Consider the following 20,010-nt stretch of genomic DNA (forward strand, 5'->3'; position numbering starts at 1 on the left):
CAGGATTTACGGCTGGTTTACAGGAATTATACTAGTTGAATCTGTCCCCAAGTTGAATCCCAAGTTAATCTGGACAGCCTCTGCTTTTGGAGGCTCAACAGTGATTAAGCTCCTGTCGGGAATGCATTTCCTTAAGTTTGTTGTACTGCCGCCAGCCCACCGACGAAGCCGTGATCTGAACCCGCAGCAGGTGTAAGTTTTCAGCCGATGGCCTGATTACTTTATAGGCAAAGTCGCTGGAGAGATATTCTTGCTGATCAATCAGGTCCAAAAAGGCAGGTGACAAAATTTCTTCTCTGTTGGTGCATTCATTCATTTCCTTGGCTGCTAGGAGATAAAATTCGGCAGCTTATTTCGGAAAAGCTGCTTCAATGTATGTTTTGAAATTCTGCCCGGCAACTCTGTTGAAGTTTTCGTATATACTTGTCATGTAGTCGTCGGGGTCTTTGCCCTGTTGAAGCGCGGAAACCTTAGCTAGTTCAACGGCCATGATTTCCAGCCACGCTTCCATACCAGCAAAAGCCCGGTACCGCAAGACGGCATCCTGACCCTGATCAAGGGAAAATTCCTTGTCGTTGTGTTCCATTCAAATTTAAATTAAAGCGATAAGAGGTAAGTATATACATACAAACCGTTTCAAATAACTCACCAAACTATTCATTCGGATTAGTTGAGCAGCGTTGTTTTGAGTAAACGGTTAATAAATCGCTCTTTTGGGGTGGAATCAAAACGGGTCACAGGCAGATAACTACTTACAATAGAAATAAAGCCAGCAGTTAGTCGGGCAGTTTTGGGTAACTTGGCGTAGAGAAAGTAAAAATTAATAGGGTGATGACGTACCTATATCTTGGGGACCGGCTTACCGATCCGGCCTTAAAAGGGCAACGGTGCACAGCTGTACGGCGAGCGGATGGCAAATGCATTCGGGGCAAAAATGGCTCAATGCTGGTGCGGTTTGAATCGGGGCGAGTGGTTGCCGTAATTGGCCGGCTGCTTCGGAAGCAAGTTTGATGGGTAAGGAGCCTATTTAGGGATTGCCCAATAGAAAAGGTGCTTTGTGGCCGCAGGATCAGTTGCGCGCTTATAATCAGATAAACCTAGTATCTTCGCGTCGTTAAGTTAAGTACAAGTTACGGTGGGTTCGGAATCCCTGGCCATTTTGCTGCCAGGGATTTTTCTTTCTGCTTACTTTTGGTTACGCTTTATAAAAGATCCACTTGGATAATTCTTTGTACGTCACCTTTTTACCATACATCAGAATGCCCACGCGGTAGATGCGGGATGCCAGCCAGGTGGTTCCAACAAAGCCCATAATGAGCAACACCATCGACAGAATCAGCTCCCAGGCCGGAACGCCCATTGGAATACGCACCATCATAATAATCGGGGAGGTAAACGGAATGATCGAGGTCCAGAAGGCCAACGCTCCATTGGGATCGCGGAGGACAAACTGGGCAATGACAAAGGAGAAAATGATCGGAAGCATAATCGGCATCATAAACTGCTGCGTATCCGTTTCGCTGTCCACGGCCGCTCCAATAGCGCCAAACAAGGCACTGTAGAGTAAGTAACCACCCAGAAAATAAAACAAAAAGCAACCCAGAATAAGCGGAATATTCAGTGTCTGCAACGATTTAATGACGCCTAGAACCGGGTTTTCTGCCTTGCTCATCTCCGCCTGAAGGGCTTGCTGATCAGTCGATAAGGCCCCATTGGTCTGGACTTGAGCCGTTTCTGAGTTTTTTGCCGATAGTTTGTTGCCAATAAAAGCCGTACCAGCAGAGGTTAAGCCAACGGTAAGAACAATCCAAAGCATAAATTGGGTTAAACCAACCAAGGCAACACCAATGATCTTGCCCAGCATCAACTGAAACGGCTTCACAGAAGAGATAATCACTTCCACAATCCGATTGGTTTTTTCTTCCAAAATACCGCGCATAACCTGCGTCCCGTAAATCATAACCGAGATGTAAATTAGAAAGGCGCAAATGCCGCCAATGACGGCTGCGGCCCCGGCGCTGCTTTGTTTTTCGCCTTCCGCACTCAAGCTGATGGTTTCAGAATCGACGTTTACCTTGGCGTCTTCCAGAACTTCCCGCGTAATACCGGCTTTTGTTAGCTTGATGCTTTCAATTTCGCGCTCGATGGCCCCTTCGATTTTACTTTTCAACTCGAAGCTAACGCCCTTTTCGCCCAATAGTTGCAGGGTTTTCGGGTTCTCCATGATGTCCGCCGGAATATACGCTAGTACGTCGTAATCGCTCTTGATCATGTTTTTCTTTGCCTCCGCAAAGGACGCAGCTGGGTAGCTGTATTTCAGAGATTCGCTGTCTTTTAACTTGTTTTTAAAGAGACCACTTTCGTCGATGACTTCTACTTTTTTCTGCTCAATGGAGCTTACCGCTAAGTAGCCAACCAAGGCATAGAACCCAAAAATCAGCATTGGGCCGATCAGCGTCATGATGATAAATGACTTCTTTTTGACCCGTACTAAGTACTCGCGTTTAATAATCAGTAAAATTGTGTTCATATCGGAATGGGATTAGGTCGTTGGAACTTCGCCGACGGCTTTGATAAAAATATCGTTCATGGACGGAATATTCTCGCCGAATGAGCGCACGGGTACCCGGTTGATTAATTCCCTTACAAGATCGTTCACGGCAGCATCGGGCGGGATTCGGATGTCGGCCTGTACAAAGTTATCTTCCAGCTTTTTCTTGTTCAGAACCACAAACGCAGGATTCAGATCATCAAGTGTGCCCTGGTATTCAACGCGGTACGTGTTCGTCTTGAACTGTTCCTTGATGGCTTTCTTAGGTCCGTCCAGAATTTTATGGGAGCGGTTGATCAGCGCGATGTTGTCGCAAAGTTCCTCCACGGATTCCATGCGGTGGGTCGAGAAAATGATGGTGCTGCCCTTTTCGCGAAGCTCCAGAATTTCGTCTTTAATCAGGTTTGCGTTGATGGGGTCGAAGCCCGAGAATGGCTCATCCAGAATAATCAGATCGGGTTCGTGCATGACGGTCGCCACAAACTGAATCTTTTGCTGCATCCCTTTCGAGAGATCTTCCACATTTTTAGCCCACCAGGTTTTAATATCAAATTTGACAAACCAGGTTTTGAGCTTTTCCATGGCTTGCTTCTCGCTCAGGCCTTTGAGTTGGGCCAGGTAAAGAAGCTGATCGCCCACTTTCATTTTTTTGTAAAGACCGCGCTCTTCGGGGAGATAACCAATGCAGCTAATGTGTTTGGGGGCTAAGCGCTCGCCGGCAAACAGCACGTGTCCTTCATCGGGTGCCGTGATTTGGTTGATAATGCGGATGAGGGACGTTTTCCCGGCACCGTTCGGGCCAAGTAGCCCAAAAATACAGCCACGCGGAATGTTAATACTGACATCGTCAAGAGCCCGGTGTTGGGCATATTGCTTAACAATGCCATGAGTTTCCAGAATGTTCATGCTTGTTTGTTTAGGTCATTTAACCCAAATGTATCCGTTTGCGTGGTTAAAAGACGGGTTTTGTGATGAGCTACCAGTAAGTAGATACAGACGGTCGAATCCATGAAAGGCAAAATCGTCCGGCTTACCGCAGTAAGAAGAGAAAGGACAAGCCACCAAATAAAAGATAGCTTCGTTCACAGCGGGGAATAAATAACTCAAGAATGAAAATAAGAGCGTATCTGGAATAAAATATAAAAGCCTACTGAAAAAGTTAACAGCAGGCCCCCAAAATCCATTTCGATGATTGCGCTCAGGCAGTAAATCAGCTCGGCCCAGTAGAGTTTAGTCCAGCTGCTGCGTGTCCGACGGAAAAGGCCGGGAATGGCAGTAATACCAAGGCAGAGGCTAAGGAGCAAAACAAGCAAACTAATGTTGGTTTCCAGATGAAGCGTAAATAGGCGCAGTGTCGCCATATTTCCACTCAGGATCAGCGCCAGCAAGCAGAACGGAAGCAAAATAGCCAGTACGTAAGGCCCATATTTGACAATCGAATGCTTGACTGGAGTCGAAAACTGAATGGGTGCTTTGTCGATGAAGAGGGGAGCCAGTTCTGGTTCAAAAATCGCTTGGTGAGCCATTGTGGTTATTTTCGTAGCTTAGGTGAGTACTTATCAAGTTAGCTAAGCTAGAAGGTTACTGCATCAAAGTCAATGGAAACATGAAAAAATAAATAATAATTGTTCTGATAATAAGGCGTAGATACGCTATTTCTGCCGGGTTTCTGGTCTAAAATAGCGTATCTAATTTGGTAAAATTATTCCACTGGAATAGCCTGGTTCGGTTTCAGGTCGCCTTCCCATTTTGAAATAACGCAGGTAGCAACGGCATTTCCCGCCACACTAGTCGCCGACCGGCCCATATCCAGGAAGGGATCGACGCCCAGAATTAGGGCCAGTCCTTCTACGGGAAGGTCAAACAAGGCCATGGTTCCGGCGATAACAACCAGTGAAGCACGTGGTACGCCAGCAATTCCTTTAGACGTAACCATTAGGGTTAAAAGCATCAGAATCTGTTGCTCCAGCGTCAGCGGAACGCCGTAAGCCTGGGCCAGAAAACCCGTGGCGAAGGTCATGTACATCATGGAGCCATCCAGGTTAAACGAGTAACCCAGCGGCAAGACAAAGCCAATGATGCGGGGCGAAATGCCAAAACTTTCCAGGGCTTTGATCTGCTGCGGGAGCGAGGCCTCCGAACTCGCCGTACTGAACGATAAGAGCAGGGAGTCTTTCATTTGGGCCATCAGCTTCAGGAACGGAATCCGCATAACCGTACAGATCGTCGCCAGAATAACGAAAACAAAGAACAAAAGACCACCGTAGAAACACAGCAGTAAATAAGCATAAGAAACCAGAATGCCCAGTCCTTTGGCGGCAACAACGGCGGTCATTGCGCCTAGCACCGCATACGGAGCGAGTTGCATAACATAACCCACCATCTTGAAAACAAGCTCACTCAGAGCGTCGAGGGCTTTCAGTAAAGGTTTGCCTTTGTCTCCAATGGCTCCCAGCGCAACCCCAAAAAACAGGGAAAAGACCACAATCTGGAGGATTTCGTTTTCGGCCAAAGCCCGGAAAGCGCTATCCGGAAAGATATGCAGCACAAAGTCTTCAATGCTGTTTAGTTTTTTACCTTCAATACCAATACTGGTGCCTGCGGCAGGGCGCGGCCAGCTTTGAATTTCACCCGGGCGGGTTACATTAACGACCACCAGTCCAACGATCAGGGAAAGAATTGTAGCAAAGTAAAAGTAAGCCAGTGTTTTAATGCCGATGCGGCCCACCACGCCGAAATCACCCAGTTTGGCAATCCCAACGACCAGCGTCGAAAACACCAGCGGGCCAATGATCATTTTGATCAGCTTCAAAAATACTTTGCTAACGAGTTGAAATTTATCGCCAATAGCAGCGGCGTTTGCAGCATCCGTGGTGCTGTGCAGGATTTGTCCTAAAATAACACCAAGCGCAAAGCCAATGACGATTTTAGTTGTGATGTTTAGTTTCATGCAGATACGGTTGGAAAATTCAGCAGTCGTATCTTACAAAAATAGGATGAAATTTTAGAAACCGTGCAGCAGTTCAGATAATAGACGATTTACCGATTCTAATAGCTTAGGCGGACAAGGAGGTTTAAAAACAAACGAATCCAATTCCTTTTAATAGATTTATCGCTTAAATAACCGTTTCTTAACAGGTTGACAACTTAGAATTAATAGTTTTGATCTGCTACAATCCATACTTATGATAACAACACTACACTCAATTCGTTACTGGCTTTTGGGACTGCTCGTAATCGGCCTGCGCGGGGCGGTTGCTCAGGTTTCATTGACGTCTGGTGCACTGACCTACAGCCAGAATTTTAACACGCTTCCCGCCACAGCATCCGCGCCTTTTGCCCAGAACAGTACCGTCGCCGGCCTGTATGCCGAACGAACAGGAACGGGCACTACGATCGTGGCAAACAACGGGTCATCCAACGCCGGAAACCTGTATAGCTACGGGGCTACCGAAGATCGGGCCCTGGGCAGCGTGGGCTCGGGAAATGCGGCAGCCGGTGATTTTACCTATGGTTTACGCGTGAAAAACCAGACTGGAGCTGCCATTACGTCTCTGACGGTGGCTTACGTGGGCGAGCAATGGCGCAATGCCGGGGCTGCGGCTCAGACGATTACTTTCGCGTATCGTGTTGCGACCACCGAAATCACCTCAACCGAACCCGGTGGGGGAGAAGTACCTACAGGCTATACGGCTGTCCCCGATCTTGCTTTTACCAGTCCGGTTACGGGTGGAACCGCCGCCGCGCTGGATGGAAACCTGGCCGCTAATCGGCAGGCAAAAACGTTTACGATTACTGGTCTTTCTGTGGCCAATGGCAGCGAAATCATGCTGCGCTGGTTTGATCCTGACCACAGCGGCAGCGATCATGGTCTGTCCATTGACGACTTAAGTGTATCCGTGAATGCGCCGGTTACGGGCGCGCCAGCCATTGCCATTCAGACGAATGGTTTTCGGTCTTTTACAACCACTTCGGGTACGCCTTCCGCTCCGCAGAGTTACGTTATCAGCGGCACTAATTTTGGTCCATCGGATGACTTGACCGTTACGCCCCCAACAGGCTTTGAAGTTGACCTGGGTAATGGGTATAAAGCTAGCGAGACGCTGCCCGGAACTCGCTTCGGTGCGGCGGGAACGGTGACCGTCAATGTTCGTCTGAAGGGCGACGCCGTAGGACCTTACAGTGGGTCGATTCTGCATCGGTTCCGGGGCAACACCATTGGCTTTCCGGTTAGTGGGACCGTTACGCAGGGAACAGGAACCGGAATTGGCACTATTGCCGAAGCACGTTCTAAACCCGACAATACGCCACTTTCCGCCGTAACAGGCGGTCGAATTGCCGGTCGCGTGACGGCCAGCAACCAGTTTGGAACCACCGCTTTTATTCAGGACGCTACGGGCGGTATCGCTATATTTTCGCAAAGTTTTGCCAACGGCGTTCAGATTGGCGATTCCGTACAGATTACCGGCGGGACCATTGGTTCGTTTAATCAGCTCAAGCAAGTGGGCGGAACGGTGACCTTTACCAACGTTGGACCCAAAGGGGCCCCGGTTCCGAAAAAGGTAAGTGTGGCGCAGTTGGCCAATTATGAAGGCCAGTTAGTAGCCATCGACAATGCGCAGGTTCGTCCGCTAACAACAGTTTCGGCACCTAATCCGGTCTTTGTCTTTACGCCAGATGCTAATTATGATTTATCGGATGGCAGCGGTTCGGCGCAAATTCGGTCCGTGCGGTTTACCAACCTACCCGGCAATACCAACCCCTCAGGGCCGGCCAGCATTACAGGAATCGTGGGCCGCTTCCGAACCGATCTGCAATTGCAGCCTCGCTTTACGCAGGATGTACCTAGCACCGCTCCTTATGTACTGGGTGGCGGTAACATCGACCGGGGTCGGACGCTGGACGTAGCTGCCTGGAATATCGAATGGCTTGGGAATACGGGCAATGGACCGACGAACGAAAACTTGCAGTTTCAGAATGCTATTTCGGTATTAAGTGGGCTGCAATCGGATGTCATTGTGCTGCAAGAAATCTCGTCAGCCGACGCAATTACTCGGCTGCTGGCTGGCTTACCCGGTTATCAAGGCAATTGTTCACCTTTTGTCTCGAACAATCCAGGACACGAATTGCCGCCTAATCCGGCCACGCCTACGACCGTCCCTGACGATGCGCAGCGGGTTTGTATCTTGTATAAGCCAGATGTGTTGTCGCTCGTATCGCAGCGGCCTTTACTCGAAAAAGCGCAGCCTTTGGCCAATTACCCAACGGAACCAGAAAATTTCTGGGCATCAGGCCGTTATCCGTATATGTGGACGTTCAATACAACGGTGAACGGAACGCAGAAACGCCTGAATATCGTTGGTCTCCACGCCAAAGCCAATACAACGCAGCCAGATAGTTACCTGCGTCGCAAGTACGATGCACAGGTGCTTTACGATTCGCTCAATGCGCAATTTCCGAATGATTGGTTGATTGTTGCCGGTGACTTCAACGATGATACCGACTTCACGGTGGCTACCGAAGCATCAATTCCATCAACAGAATCAACCTACAAGCAATTCGTGGATGATCAGGCGCGGTATACATTCGTGACGCGTTCGTTGAGCGACAATGGTTTCCGGACGTATCTAACGAGCGACAACGTAATCGACCAGATTCTGGTTTCCAACGAGTTAACGCCAGCTTATGTGGCTGGCTCAGCTGGAGTTGGGATTCCGTTCACCACCATCGCCGACTACGGAAACACCACGTCCGACCACCTTCCCGTGGTGGCGCGTTTTGACCTGAGTTTAGTCGGGACAACGCCGGAACCTGGCACGGGCCTTGCGATCCTGGAGCCTACGTACGACTGCGCAACGGGCGGCTTATTGGTGCAGACAACAGGCGGAAACAACGCGCCAAAAGAATATCGGATTATCGGCTTGCGTGACTGGTCGGCAGATCCTTTGTTCTTTGTGCCTTCCTGGCAACGCACTGGTACGCCCTTCAATGTAGAAGTGCGTCAGAATGGGCAGGTTTTCAATCGGATGTTCACAACGGTTTGTCAGCAAACACCGCCTCCGACGGGTGCGTTGGCCATCAGTGGCATTGACTATCAGTGCCCGAGTGGTCGGTTGGACGTGAAGGCAACCGGCGGCAACGGAAGTCTGATTGAGTACCGGATTGTGGGGCTGCGAGACTGGTCGTCAAATTCGACTTTTTCGGTTCCTGCCTGGCAACAAAACGGGACAACGTTTAACGTCGAAGTTCGCCAGAGCGGTCAGGTTATCAACCAGTATTTTACAACCCTTTGCCAGGCCAATGCACGCTTGGGTAGCGACGCTAGTTCTACGGCGTGGGTAGCAACCGTTTTGGAGAACCCGGTTAAGGACGCGATTCAAATTCAGCTTACGGCGCTGGTTGGAATAACTGTCGATATTCAGTTGACCGATCTGTATGGCCGACCGGTACATAGATTGCAGGCAAAAGGAGTTGGACAAACAGAACAAATCTTGTTGCCCGTTCAAAGTCAAGGGGCTGGCCTGTATCTGCTTCACCTTTCGGCGGCGGATAAAAAACAGGTAGTCAAAATATTGAAGCAATAAGAAGGTTATACTACCCATAAAAAAGCCGTCAGCATAACGCTGACGGCTTTTATTTTGCGGCAAAATATCGTTTGTAAATGGGTTTTCGGTAAACAAACTGCGCCCAAAGAATGGGGTAAAAAAGCCAGTCCATTAGCCAGCCACCAGGGGTCTTATACGTAACTTCATCCGCAATAATGGTTTGATGGCCCTGCCGCAAAAGCCGGTGTTTGTGCTGCCAGAAAGAGAGAAAAAAAGGCAGTTTATTTCCTGTATCGATAAAAAAAATCTCTTTGTCAGTTTCCTGCTGGTCCGTAATCAGACTAATCCAGTCCTGCCGAAAGAACAAAAAATTTAGCTCGATATGAACCACATTGCCCTTTTGACTACCGTCGAAGCGAACCACTCGAACGGGCGGAAAAGGCGGATTAAGCTGGTCGAACAAGCGCTGGTCAAAGCCCGCCCAGACTTGCGGTAATGGCTGTTCTACTTGTGTTCTTACAACTAGTTTCAAGGGAGTTAACAGGGTAATACAGAATGATAACAAAAAAAGCCCTGAAGTGGTCAGGGCTTTAGTGAAAATGAAGCGTTTAGGGCTTACAATTGTTCCAGAATGCGTTCCATAGAAACTTCGTAACCGATTTTTTGCTTTAACTCAGCGATGGAAACCCGTTGCTGCTCTGTAGTGTCGCGGTAGCGGATGGTAACCGTATCGTCTTCCAGCGTTTGGTAATCCACGGCAATACAGAACGGCGTCCCAATTAAATCCTGACGGGTGTAGCGTTTGCCGATGGCATCACGTTCTTCGTAAACCACGCGGAATTCGCTGCGGAGCGCTTTAACGACCTGCTCTGCTTTTTCGGGTAAGCCATCTTTCCGAACCAGTGGGAAGACCGCGACTTTCACCGGAGCCAGGGCCGGATGCAGTTTCAGATAGGTACGCTCTTTCTGAGCCTCGCCTTCGCCAACGGTTTCTTTCGTGAATGCGTTGCAGAACGTTGCCAGGAACAGACGGTCGGCACCAACGGAGGTTTCCACCACGTACGGAATGTAGTTACCGAACGGTTTGCCCGTTGCCGGATCAACGTCATTGTCGAAATATTGCTGCTTTTTACGGCTTAATTCCTGGTGCGATTTCAGGTCAAAATCCGTCCGTGAGTGGATGCCTTCCATTTCCCGGAAGCCAAACGGGAATTGATATTCAATATCCACGGCGGCGTTAGCGTAGTGGGCCAGCTTCTCGTGAATGTGGAATTTCAGCTTCTCGGCGGGTAGACCCAGCGCCTGGTGGAACTTCATCCGCGTATCACGCCAGCGTTCGTACCACTCAATTTCGGTACCAGGACGGACGAAAAACTGCATTTCCATCTGTTCGAACTCACGCATCCGGAAGGTGAATTGCCGGGCTACGATCTCGTTTCGGAATGCCTTTCCAATCTGGGCAATTCCAAACGGAATCTTCATCCGACCCGTTTTCTGGACATTCAGGAAGTTAACAAAAATTCCCTGGGCCGTTTCGGGACGGAGGTAAATAAGGCTGGCATCCTCGGCAACCGAACCCACCTGTGTCGAGAACATCAGGTTGAACTGGCGAACTTCGGTCCAGTTATCGGTACCTGAAACCGGATCTTTGATTCCTTCAGCGATAATGAGGTTCCGTAAACCCTCCATATCGTCGGCGCTCTGCAAGCGACCTAATTCATCGCGCAATGCCTGTCCGCGTTCGGTATCGCCAGCCAGTTCATACTGTTCAGCTTTTCCTTCAATGAGTTGGTCGGCGCGGTACCGTTTTTTGGAATCGCGGTTGTCAATCATCGGATCGTTGAACGAATCAACGTGGCCCGAAGCCTTCCACGTCAGCGGGTGCATGAAGATCGCCGCGTCAATGCCAACCACGTTGTCATGAAGCTGCGTCATGGCCTTCCACCACAGCGTTTTCAGGTTATTTTTAAGCTCAACCCCGTTCTGACCGTAGTCATAAACAGCCTGTAAGCCATCATAAATTTCGCTCGAAGGGAACACAAAGCCGTATTCCTTAGCGTGGGCAATAATATCTTGTAGTGAAGTTGCGGGTGCGCTGGCAGCCGACGCTTGTTTGGTAGATCCTTCCATAGTGGGCGCAAAAATAAGAAAGATAGACCAATATGCGCCTTTCGTTCTGCCTATGCGTAAATTAATTCGCCACCGGCGAGCGTTACCTCGATCAAGGCGCTTAGTCAAAGGTAATACCTAAAGGCTGATGCGCTATGTTTAAAAGTTTTTTGCCCACCATCCGCGATTATTTTGGATTCTCTCACCGCGAAGCACGGGGCTTTGTTGCCTTGCTGGTTTTGCTTTCCTGTATTTTATTGATACCCTGGTTTTACCGCTGGCTGACGCCCCTTCCGCCGCCCAGCACAACCCTTGACCAGCCCACGCTCGACAGCCTACTCGCCGTACTGGAGGCCGAAAAAGCAAAGCCCAAACCCTATTACGCCAAACCGCAGGCTTCGGAAATGGCAGTGTCAGAACCCGTCAAGATGACGCTGTTTGCGTTTAACCCAAATAACACCGATCTCGAAAGCTGGCAGCGCTTGGGTTTACCACGGTGGCTGGCGGAGCGGGTAATTCGCTACCGAAGCAAGGGAGGGCAGTTTCGGAAGAAAGAAGATCTGCTGCGGATTTATGACTTCCCGCCCGATCTTTACAAAAAGTTGGAGGCTTATATTGTGCTGGAACCCGGGCAAACCCAGTCCAATAACTCCCGGGCGTTTTCTCAGGAATCGCTTCCAGCCAAACGCGAGCAAGCTTATGCTAAATCAGCACCGTACGACCGACCGGCAAAGCCAGCCATTCAGCCCTTTGATGTCAATAGTGCCGATACAACGCAGTTGATTCAGCTAAAAGGGATTGGGTCTAAACTAGCGGGTCGCATTGTCAAGTTTCGAGATGCTTTGGGCGGCTTTGTGTCTACGGAGCAATATCGTGAGATTTTTGGCCTGGATTCCCTCGTCGTAGCTGAATTGCAGACGTATGGGCGTATTCTGACGCCTGCCAGAAAGCTAGCGATCAATACGGCATCTGTTGCGGAACTGGATAAACACGTGTATTTGTCGAAGCGCCAGGCGGAGATCCTTGTCCGTTACCGGGACCAGCACGGGCCTTTTAAATCAGCGGATGATTTGCGTTCAATTCGCGTGCTGGATGTGGCCATAATCGAAAGATTAAAGCCTTATTTAAGCTTTAACTAAAAAGTGCTGAAAAGTCTTTCTAGTTAAAGCTCTCGAAAAACCTGCGCTTAGAAATTAGGCTTCAGGTTGTATTTGGTATAGAAATCGTCAATCGCGGCAACGGCTTCGGTTGGCGTATCAACGATTGAGATCAATTTCATGTCGTTTGGACTAATGTTGTGTTCTACGCCGAGCATAGTGCCTTCAATCCAGTCAATTAAGCCTTGCCAGAACGTCCGGCCAACGAGCACAATCGGGAAACGAGCGATTTTTTTCGTTTGAATCAGGGTTAATGACTCAAATAATTCGTCGAGCGTTCCAAAACCGCCGGGCAAAACCACAAACCCCTGCGCGTATTTGACAAACATAACCTTCCGAACAAAGAAAAAGTCAAAATTGATATTTTTGTCTGGATCAATGTAGATGTTGCTGTCCTGTTCAAAGGGGAGTTTGATGTTTAGACCCACCGATTTTCCGCCCTGCTCGAAAGCACCTTTGTTACCGGCTTCCATAATCCCCGGTCCACCGCCCGTGATGACCCCATAGCCGTGGCGCACGAGTTTCGCCGCAATGTCTTCGGCTATCTGGTAATAAGGGTTGTTTGGCTTGGTCCGCGCCGATCCGAAAATCGAGACGCAGGGGCCAATTTTAGCCAGTTTATCAAAGCCTTCCACAAACTCAGCCATCACTTTGAAGATAACCCACGAGTCGGCACTTTTAATTTCATTCCAGTTGCGGTCCTGGAAAGCTTCTTTGATGCGTTGTTCGTCGGCCGTGAGCAGCAATTCGTCACGCTTGGGGAGGTCTTTTTGGATCTGAGAAACTTCCTGTGCCTCTGATCGTTGTATTGGATTTTCTGCTTCCATTTAATTTGTTATTCCTATGGTGGGAACTTTATGCGTTACTTTGTTTTATTAAAAAAATAAGGCCCTTTTGGGGCGCCCAAACCGCTCTTAAAAGAGGCCGGATAGAAATAACATATATTTGTAGGGAAAGTTTCAGTTGTTTAGCTAAAAAATTATGAAATCCTCTATTGCGATTGGGGCAGACCACGCTGGGTTTGCTTATAAACAGGAGCTCGTTGCGTATCTCGAAAAAGAAGGGTATCAGGTGCGGGATTTTGGAACGTACACGGAAGAATCAACGGACTATCCGGACTTTGCGCACCCGGTAGCGACGGCGGTGGAATCCGGGCAGTTTGACCAGGGAATTCTGGTTTGCGGAAGTGGAAATGGCGTGGCTATCACGGCGAATAAACACCAGGGCATCCGGGCGGCGCTTTGCTGGCTACCCGAGTTGGCGGCGCTGGCTCGGCAGCACAACAATGCCAACGTACTGTGTTTACCCGAACGCTTCGTGTCTCCGGAAGTGGCGCTGGAATGCGTAAAAGTATTTCTAGCTACAGAATTCGAAGGCGGTCGGCACCAACGGCGAGTTGGCAAAATGAGCTGTTAACAAAGAGTGAGAGAGAGAAAGAGTAATTGAGCGAACGAGTGTGAGCAAGCTATCATCGCTCTTTCGCTCTTTACTTCTTTCACTCTTTCTTTTTATAAACTCCAGCCGTGGCCGTTTTTTCGTACTTGGCTGCCAAAGCGGGTGCGCGTTGAAAGAGCTTATCGATGATGTTTTCCCGGTCGATGATGTAGTTGGGTGGATCTTTGCGAAACTGATCATAGACGCTGATCACACTTTCGTAACTATCCAGATTGCGCAGGTCGTATTTGGCTAAGTCCCAGTTTAGATAAGGGGTGGCAACCTGGTTATACCGATACGCACTAAGATCTTGCCCGATGACCAGAATTTTTTCGTTTTGAATGTGCCGGGTAACGGGGGATTCTTTTACCTGCAAGGCCGTCAAACGGCCAAGTCCAAGCCGGGGAACCAGCCGGAGCGCTCCCTGATAAAGAATAATGAGCATCAGTACAAAAACACCGATAAAGATCATTTCGGCCATCCAGTGCTTTCTGAAACTCTGAAAATAAATGGCCGAGAAGAAGCTGAGCGCCGGGATAAACCCAATAAACATCATGGGCGCCAGAAAAGGCATGAGCACAATGGAAAGAAACCCCGTCAATACCCAGATCATCATGATTTGCTGACAACGTTGCTGAAAGTTAACGTAGCGGGTTGTTTGCCGGAAAAGGGTTAAAAAACCCAGAACGCCCATTGCCAGCGGTAGAAAAAGCGAGGCGAATAGAGTTTGGAAATCAGTGAGGTTATACTGACGGACGCGAAAAACCGAAGCCAGCAGATTGCGGTTAAAATCCTCCAGACTGTCGTTGAGGTAATAGTATAGAACGGTTAGGAGAATCGGAAAGATAAAGCCAAAAATAGACAGCGAATGCTGCCGGAAGCTAGCCCCCGAATACAACAGCAGCGACAGAATCGCCCAGATAATGAACAGGGCAGACGGAAGATAACACAGCGTTGCCAGGCTGATGTAGAAGCCCACTTCAAACACGTCGTCGGTGGCTCCGTGCCGCTCCATCTGTTTAATCAGAGTCCCGAAAGCCAGCAAAAGAAACGTTGTCGAAAGCAGCATCGGCGAAAGGGTGCTGCAATCGAACGACATATTTAGAAAGAGCGCGTACAGAAGTCCCGGAATGTAGGTATTGTCCGGGTACACGTCGCGGGCATTCATGATGTAGTTGAAGTAAAAAATCTGGAAGCTGGCGACAGCCGTTCCCGCGATGTAGTAAGCCGTCTGGGAGCGACCAAACATCACGTCCATCAACCAATAAATAATGGCCGATAAAGGGCTGATACTGTCCCAGATATCACGGTAGAGCAACTGACCCTGGCTGATTTGTTCCCCCACGAGCATCCAGTTTAGTTCGGGCATGAGCAGGGGTGGAGAGGCTAGCAAAAACGGCAGCCGAATCAGGACCAGCAACGCCAACAGACTAATTAGCTGGGAAATGGCGTTTACACGGAAGAAACTTAGCAATGGAGTATTCGATTAAGCCGGTTATCCAGCGAACTGGCAACGAAATTACAGCTTCTGCCCGAAGAAGTCGAATAAAGTACGGATATTTGTGGTAACAATCGGTAATGATCAATACGAAAGGAACTGCCTGGATTGCCGGAAATATTCTGGCCTTCGTTGAACATTCACGGTAGATTGTCCATTATTCAGGAAACAAGGTGCAATTATGGATTCGAAACGACAACAGAAAGTGAGTCGGTTGTTGCAGAAAGATTTGAGCGAAATTTTTCAGCGCGACGCCCGACACTTATTTAATAATGCATTCATCACCGTCACGAACGTGCGCATATCGCCCGATCTGGCCATTGCGCGGGTGTACCTGAGCTTTTTGGTGGTGAAAGAAAAGGAAGCCTTACTGGAAGCAATCCGGGAACGGAGCCGTACCATTCGGCAGCAATTGGGTGACCGCGTGCGGCACCAGCTTCGGATCGTACCGGAACTGCATTTTTACTTTGACGATACCGCCGAATACGCCGCCAAAATGGACGCGTTGTTCGCTGATCTGGAAATTCCGCCAGCCCCCGCTGAGGAGGAAGATTAATTCACCGAGAGAGCGAAAGAGAACAAAGAGTGAAAGGGCGAAAATGGCTTGATTTCACTCTTTCGCTCTTTCACTTTTCACTCTTTACCCCTATGAACCTGCCGCTTTGGATTGCCCGTCGGTATTTTTTCTCGAAACACAAACGAAGCTTCATCAGCCTGATTTCCCTTTTTTCCATGCTGGGCGTGGGCGTAGGAACCATGGCGTTGGTGGTGGTTCTGTCGGTGTTCAACGGGATGGAAGAACTGAACCGGACGATCTTCCAGACGTTTGAGGCAGATTTGACCGTGTTGCCCCGCACAGGCAAACGCCTGACCGTTACGCCGGCAATGCTGCAAACCGTACGCCAGGCCGAAGGTGTCGAATTTGTCACGCAGGTTATTGAGGATAATGCCCTGGCCCGCTACGGCAACGGACAGGCCGTGGTAAAGGTCAAAGGCGTGGACGAAACATACCTGCGGCGGCGGGAAATGGACACAACCTTGACCGAAGGCAAGCTCCGGCTACTGGAAGAAGGCGTACAGTTTGCGTCGGTTGCGGAGGGTGTTCGCAATTTGCTTTTGATCTCACCCACGGATGTGCTGACGCCCCTGGAATTGTGGTACCCCAAAAAGAACCGAACCATTAATTTGCTGTCGGAGAATTCGTTCAACCAACAGGTGTTTACCGTCTCGGCCGTATTTAACATCGAGCAAAGTTTCGACGATTATGTAATTGTTCCTTTAAAGGCCGTTCGGGAGCTGGTAAGTTACCAGCCTAACCAACTGACTTCGCTGGAAGTGCAGCTGAAACCCGATACGGATGTAGACGAATTGAAAGAGACGTTGCAAAGTAAATTGGGCGAAGCAGTGCTGGTGCAGGATCGCGACGATTTGAATACGGATTTATACCGGGCCATTCGCATTGAAAAGTTGTTTGTGACTATTACACTCGCATTTCTGGTATTGGTTGCCGGGATCAATATTTTCTTTTCCTTGTCCATGCTGGCCATCGAGAAAAAGCAGGATATATCCATTTTACTGGCGATGGGCGCCGCTCCCTCCCTGATTCGCCGGATTTTTCTGGCCGAAGGAGCCATTGTCGCCCTCACCGGTGCGGTGGTGGGGTTGGGTTTGGGCATTACGATTTGCCTGATTCAGGAACGTTTTGGACTTGTATCGATGGGGATGCAGAATGCACTTATCGATGCTTATCCAGTGAAATTGGAAACAAATGATTTATTGCTGACCGCCTTCGTTGTTATTGTCGTAACCATTCTCGTGTCGTGGATTCCGGCGCAACGAGCGGCGAAAGGACTCAGCAATTAGACGTAAAATAGAGTTGTTGGCGCAACAAAAAGAGGGGATTCAGCCTCCGACTTCACTCATTTTTGTATTCTATTCGTTATTGAACGTATAGTATGGTGCTTGAATTAGAAATATGAAAATAAAAACTACATCATTGGGCAGTGTGCTGCTCTTAGCCTGTGGATTATTTTTGGCTCTGACGAATGAAGTAACCTTTGGCCAGACGCCAGCAGGAGCCGAGAAAAAATTGACGGTACAGACGACCAAAGGACCTTACAATCCATCGCGCACCTTAAAGAACGATCTGCTGCATACCACGCTCGACCTCCGTTTTGATTGGGTCCGGCAGTGGGTGAACGGCGTAGCAACCCTGCGGTTGAAGCCTTATTTTTATCCGCAGAATACCGTGGATCTGGATGCCAAAGGATTCGATATCAAAGGCGTTTTTCTGCTTGATACGCTGGCAAGCGGACAGGCCGTTTACGATTCCCTGAACTACACCTACAACGACCGCCGGACCCTGCATGTGCTGCTACCGCGGACGTTTACCCGCCAGGATACCTTTAATATCCAGGTAGTTTATACGGCAAAACCGAATGAATTACCGGCTGGTGGTTCGGCGGCCATCACGCAGGACAAAGGGCTTTATTTTATCAACCACGACGGTGGCGAACCCAATAAGCCCCGCCAGATCTGGACCCAGGGCGAAACCGAAGCCAACTCATGCTGGTTCCCGACCATTGATACGCCCAACGAAAAAATGACGCAGGAGATTTTCCTGACCGTGGATCAGAAATACCGCACGCTTTCGAACGGAAAATTAGTCTGGTCGAAGCAGAACGAGGACAGCACACGGACCGATTACTGGAAACAAACCCTGCCCCACGCGCCGTATCTGGCGATGGTAGCCGTCGGGAATTTTGCCTACGTGAAAGATTCGATTCCGGCTGCCAACGGTCGCGGACCCCTGGAAGTGAGCTATTACGTGGAACCCGCCTACGAAAAATCGGCGCGGGGCATTTTTGGCCGTACAGGGGCCATGATTCAGTTTTTTGAGCAAAAATTTGGCGTTCCTTACGTGTGGGACAAGTACAGCCAGATTGCCGTACGGGACTTTGTGTCGGGTGCTATGGAAAATACGTCGGCCACGGTGCATGCCGAAACGGTGCAGATGGATGAGCGGCAACTGATCGATGGTAATTCCGACGATGTTATTTCCCACGAACTGGCGCATCACTGGTTTGGCGATTTGGTAACCAGCGAATCGTGGGCCAATCTGCCTTTGAACGAAGCGTTTGCCACCTACGCGGAGTACCTCTGGCGTGAACATGCCGAAGGCCAGCAATCCGCTGACCTGCACGGATACGACGATCTGAACCAGTATCTGGCCGAAGCAGAAAACAAACAAGAGCCGCTGATTCGTTATCACTACACCGACCGGGAACAAATGTTCGACAGCCATTCCTACCAGAAAGGCGGGCAGGTGTTGCACATGCTGCGTCGGCAGGTGGGAGACGAAGCGTTCTTTCAGGCGCTGAAACTGTATCTGGACCGCAATAAATTCCGGACGGCGGAAGTGAGCGATTTGCGCAAGGCGTTTGAGGACGTAACGGGTGAGGACCTGAACTGGTTTTTCGACCAATGGTTCCTGAAACCGGGACACGCGGTCATTAAAGTTGATAAGGAATATTCCCAGAATGTACTGAAAATAAACGTCGTACAACAACAGGATTCAACCACAACACCGATTTACCGACTACCCGTAAAAATTGATATGTGGGTAAAAGGAGTTAAGAAATCCTACGATGTCGTTGTTGATAAGGCCAAACAAACCTTCACGTACAAAATAGAACAGCGGCCCGATCTGGTATTATTTGATGCCGATCACCGCATTGTCGGAACGGTAGAGCAAGAGAAAAACAAGGCGGAGTTGATGTATCAGTTTTATCACTCCGATCATTACCGCGATAAATACGAAACCATCACCCGGCTCGAAGACAAAACCAACCTTATCGACTCGACGGTTCGGCGCATGATGACCGATGCCATGAACGACAAGTTCTGGAAAATTCGCCAGCTCGCCATCAGCAACTTTGCGGAGTATGACGGACCGGATTTCGCCGAAGTGGAGCGTGTAATCCAGAGCAAAGCGCGGAACGATGAGCGGTCGGCCGTTCGACAGGAGGCCATTGTGACGTTGAATTCGTTTGGCGACAACGTAAACGATCCTATTTTCCGGGAACTGCTCAACGATTCATCGTACATCGTGGTATCGGCGGCGTTGGACGCTTACCTGCTCTCCAAGCCCGGTGATGCCGCCGAAGTGGCTACCCGCTTCGAAGATGCGCCCAACGGCGAAATTGTCACGGCGGTCGCTAACTTCTACGCCAATTCGCCGGAGGAAAGCCGCTATGAGTGGTTTTTGAAAAAAATGGAGGGCATGAAGCCGCAGGAGATGTACAATTTCTTGCAGGTTTTTGGGAAATACCTGATCAAATCCAATCCTGATCTTCAGCGCCGGGCGGTGCCGATGCTCGAAGTAACGGCCCGGAACAATCCGGCGCATTTCGTTCGGTTTGGGGCCTATCAGGTGCTGGGACTCCTTCAGGATATTGAGGGCGTCAAAGCCATGCGGAAAGATATTCGCCTGAGCGAGCGCGATCCGAAATTGAAGGATATGTACGAACAGTTTAAAGACTTCTGATCGATAAGATAGTTTTATAGTCAGTGTGCCCCGGAGATGAATCGTTTTCGGGGCCTATTTATTTTTAAGGCATTAATACAAGATTCGTAGGAATAAAGGCGCTTTTTCGGAATCAAAAACCCCTTCTCACTCGTTCTGATTTTGTAGAGTATTCAATATTGCTGATTTTT

General features: G+C 49.3%; 17 protein-coding genes. 7 read left to right on the top strand and 10 right to left on the bottom strand.

The window, feature by feature from the left end; all coding sequences use genetic code 11:
• Positions 1–94 precede the first annotated feature (94 nt).
• Together L0Y31_RS13585 and L0Y31_RS13590 are read right to left on the bottom strand one after the other, a co-directional pair.
• Complete coding sequence (locus tag L0Y31_RS13585; RefSeq protein ID WP_234733616.1) at positions 95–316, bottom strand: hypothetical protein; 222 nt, start codon at positions 314–316, stop codon at positions 95–97.
• Between the two features lie 33 nt (positions 317–349).
• On the bottom strand, positions 350–586 hold the full coding sequence (locus L0Y31_RS13590) for a hypothetical protein (protein WP_234733617.1): 237 nt from the start codon (positions 584–586) through the stop codon (positions 350–352).
• 245 nt (positions 587–831) lie between these two features.
• Here L0Y31_RS13590 and L0Y31_RS13595 point away from each other — a divergent pair, with 245 nt between their 5' ends.
• On the top strand, positions 832–1,011 hold the full coding sequence (locus tag L0Y31_RS13595; protein WP_234733618.1) for a hypothetical protein: 180 nt from the start codon (positions 832–834) through the stop codon (positions 1,009–1,011).
• Positions 1,012–1,195: 184 nt separating this feature from the next.
• On the opposite strand, the gene L0Y31_RS13600 is transcribed toward L0Y31_RS13595, so the two are convergent.
• From L0Y31_RS13600 to L0Y31_RS13615, 4 genes are all read right to left on the bottom strand, one after another.
• A complete protein-coding gene (locus tag L0Y31_RS13600) occupies positions 1,196–2,530 on the bottom strand; it encodes an ABC transporter permease (RefSeq protein ID WP_234733619.1) in 1,335 nt (444 codons plus the stop codon).
• A 12-nt stretch (positions 2,531–2,542) separates the two neighbouring features.
• Entirely contained in the window at positions 2,543–3,457 is a 915-nt protein-coding gene (locus L0Y31_RS13605) for an ABC transporter ATP-binding protein (protein ID WP_234733620.1), read from the bottom strand.
• A 197-nt stretch (positions 3,458–3,654) separates the two neighbouring features.
• Positions 3,655–4,077 carry a hypothetical protein gene (locus L0Y31_RS13610; protein WP_234733621.1) on the bottom strand — a complete coding sequence of 141 codons (423 nt, stop codon included), beginning with the start codon at positions 4,075–4,077 and terminating at the stop codon, positions 3,655–3,657.
• Positions 4,078–4,253: 176 nt separating this feature from the next.
• The gene (locus L0Y31_RS13615; RefSeq protein WP_234733622.1) at positions 4,254–5,501 is read right to left on the bottom strand and encodes a dicarboxylate/amino acid:cation symporter; all 1,248 of its coding nucleotides are present in this window, start codon (positions 5,499–5,501) and stop codon (positions 4,254–4,256) included.
• A gap of 235 nt (positions 5,502–5,736) precedes the next feature.
• Here L0Y31_RS13615 and L0Y31_RS13620 point away from each other — a divergent pair, with 235 nt between their 5' ends.
• Entirely contained in the window at positions 5,737–9,135 is a 3,399-nt protein-coding gene (locus L0Y31_RS13620) for a DUF5689 domain-containing protein (RefSeq protein ID WP_234733623.1), read from the top strand.
• Between the two features lie 49 nt (positions 9,136–9,184).
• On the opposite strand, the gene L0Y31_RS13625 is transcribed toward L0Y31_RS13620, so the two are convergent.
• Together L0Y31_RS13625 and L0Y31_RS13630 are read right to left on the bottom strand one after the other, a co-directional pair.
• Entirely contained in the window at positions 9,185–9,628 is a 444-nt protein-coding gene (locus L0Y31_RS13625) for an SRPBCC family protein (RefSeq protein ID WP_234733624.1), read from the bottom strand.
• A gap of 83 nt (positions 9,629–9,711) precedes the next feature.
• The gene (locus tag L0Y31_RS13630) at positions 9,712–11,226 is read right to left on the bottom strand and encodes a glycine--tRNA ligase (protein WP_234733625.1); all 1,515 of its coding nucleotides are present in this window, start codon (positions 11,224–11,226) and stop codon (positions 9,712–9,714) included.
• A 134-nt stretch (positions 11,227–11,360) separates the two neighbouring features.
• On the opposite strand from L0Y31_RS13630, the gene L0Y31_RS13635 reads away from it, so the two are divergent.
• The gene (locus L0Y31_RS13635; RefSeq protein ID WP_234733626.1) at positions 11,361–12,344 is read left to right on the top strand and encodes a ComEA family DNA-binding protein; all 984 of its coding nucleotides are present in this window, start codon (positions 11,361–11,363) and stop codon (positions 12,342–12,344) included.
• Positions 12,345–12,391: 47 nt separating this feature from the next.
• On the opposite strand, the gene L0Y31_RS13640 is transcribed toward L0Y31_RS13635, so the two are convergent.
• A complete protein-coding gene (locus L0Y31_RS13640; protein WP_234733627.1) occupies positions 12,392–13,189 on the bottom strand; it encodes an LOG family protein in 798 nt (265 codons plus the stop codon).
• 154 nt (positions 13,190–13,343) lie between these two features.
• On the opposite strand from L0Y31_RS13640, the gene rpiB reads away from it, so the two are divergent.
• Positions 13,344–13,778 carry a ribose 5-phosphate isomerase B gene (gene rpiB / locus L0Y31_RS13645; RefSeq protein ID WP_234733628.1) on the top strand — a complete coding sequence of 145 codons (435 nt, stop codon included), beginning with the start codon at positions 13,344–13,346 and terminating at the stop codon, positions 13,776–13,778.
• Between the two features lie 79 nt (positions 13,779–13,857).
• Here rpiB and L0Y31_RS13650 read toward each other — a convergent pair whose 3' ends face one another.
• Positions 13,858–15,270 (bottom strand): hypothetical protein, encoded by a 1,413-nt coding sequence (locus tag L0Y31_RS13650; RefSeq protein WP_234733629.1) that lies wholly within the window; start codon positions 15,268–15,270, stop codon positions 13,858–13,860.
• A 205-nt stretch (positions 15,271–15,475) separates the two neighbouring features.
• On the opposite strand from L0Y31_RS13650, the gene rbfA reads away from it, so the two are divergent.
• The 3 genes from rbfA (at position 15,476) to L0Y31_RS13665 (ending at position 19,840) form a co-directional block, all read left to right on the top strand.
• Positions 15,476–15,850, top strand: a complete 375-nt coding sequence (gene rbfA / locus L0Y31_RS13655) for a 30S ribosome-binding factor RbfA (protein ID WP_234733630.1) — start codon at positions 15,476–15,478, stop codon at positions 15,848–15,850.
• Positions 15,851–15,942: 92 nt separating this feature from the next.
• Positions 15,943–17,157 (top strand): ABC transporter permease, encoded by a 1,215-nt coding sequence (locus tag L0Y31_RS13660; RefSeq protein ID WP_234733631.1) that lies wholly within the window; start codon positions 15,943–15,945, stop codon positions 17,155–17,157.
• A 112-nt stretch (positions 17,158–17,269) separates the two neighbouring features.
• The gene (locus tag L0Y31_RS13665) at positions 17,270–19,840 is read left to right on the top strand and encodes a M1 family metallopeptidase (RefSeq protein WP_234733632.1); all 2,571 of its coding nucleotides are present in this window, start codon (positions 17,270–17,272) and stop codon (positions 19,838–19,840) included.
• The last annotated feature ends 170 nt before the right edge of the window (positions 19,841–20,010 follow it).

It is taken from the genome of Tellurirhabdus bombi (genome assembly GCF_021484805.1).
Lineage (GTDB): Bacteria > Bacteroidota > Bacteroidia > Cytophagales > Spirosomataceae > Tellurirhabdus > Tellurirhabdus bombi.

Excerpts from the sequence above, each read along its gene's own strand:
- L0Y31_RS13630 (WP_234733625.1), bottom strand. The coding sequence starts at position 11,226 with ATGGAAGGATCTACCAAACAAGCGTCGGCTGCCAGCGCACCCGCAACT.
- L0Y31_RS13640 (WP_234733627.1), bottom strand. The coding sequence starts at position 13,189 with ATGGAAGCAGAAAATCCAATACAACGATCAGAGGCACAGGAAGTTTCT.
- L0Y31_RS13590 (WP_234733617.1), bottom strand. The coding sequence starts at position 586 with ATGGAACACAACGACAAGGAATTTTCCCTTGATCAGGGTCAGGATGCC.
- L0Y31_RS13620 (WP_234733623.1), top strand. The coding sequence starts at position 5,737 with ATGATAACAACACTACACTCAATTCGTTACTGGCTTTTGGGACTGCTC.
- L0Y31_RS13610 (WP_234733621.1), bottom strand. The coding sequence starts at position 4,077 with ATGGCTCACCAAGCGATTTTTGAACCAGAACTGGCTCCCCTCTTCATC.
- L0Y31_RS13665 (WP_234733632.1), top strand. The coding sequence starts at position 17,270 with ATGAAAATAAAAACTACATCATTGGGCAGTGTGCTGCTCTTAGCCTGT.
- L0Y31_RS13660 (WP_234733631.1), top strand. The coding sequence starts at position 15,943 with ATGAACCTGCCGCTTTGGATTGCCCGTCGGTATTTTTTCTCGAAACAC.
- L0Y31_RS13600 (WP_234733619.1), bottom strand. The coding sequence starts at position 2,530 with ATGAACACAATTTTACTGATTATTAAACGCGAGTACTTAGTACGGGTC.
- L0Y31_RS13605 (WP_234733620.1), bottom strand. The coding sequence starts at position 3,457 with ATGAACATTCTGGAAACTCATGGCATTGTTAAGCAATATGCCCAACAC.
- L0Y31_RS13595 (WP_234733618.1), top strand. The coding sequence starts at position 832 with ATGACGTACCTATATCTTGGGGACCGGCTTACCGATCCGGCCTTAAAA.
- rbfA (WP_234733630.1), top strand. The coding sequence starts at position 15,476 with ATGGATTCGAAACGACAACAGAAAGTGAGTCGGTTGTTGCAGAAAGAT.
- L0Y31_RS13615 (WP_234733622.1), bottom strand. The coding sequence starts at position 5,501 with ATGAAACTAAACATCACAACTAAAATCGTCATTGGCTTTGCGCTTGGT.
- L0Y31_RS13585 (WP_234733616.1), bottom strand. The coding sequence starts at position 316 with ATGAATGAATGCACCAACAGAGAAGAAATTTTGTCACCTGCCTTTTTG.
- L0Y31_RS13635 (WP_234733626.1), top strand. The coding sequence starts at position 11,361 with ATGTTTAAAAGTTTTTTGCCCACCATCCGCGATTATTTTGGATTCTCT.
- rpiB (WP_234733628.1), top strand. The coding sequence starts at position 13,344 with ATGAAATCCTCTATTGCGATTGGGGCAGACCACGCTGGGTTTGCTTAT.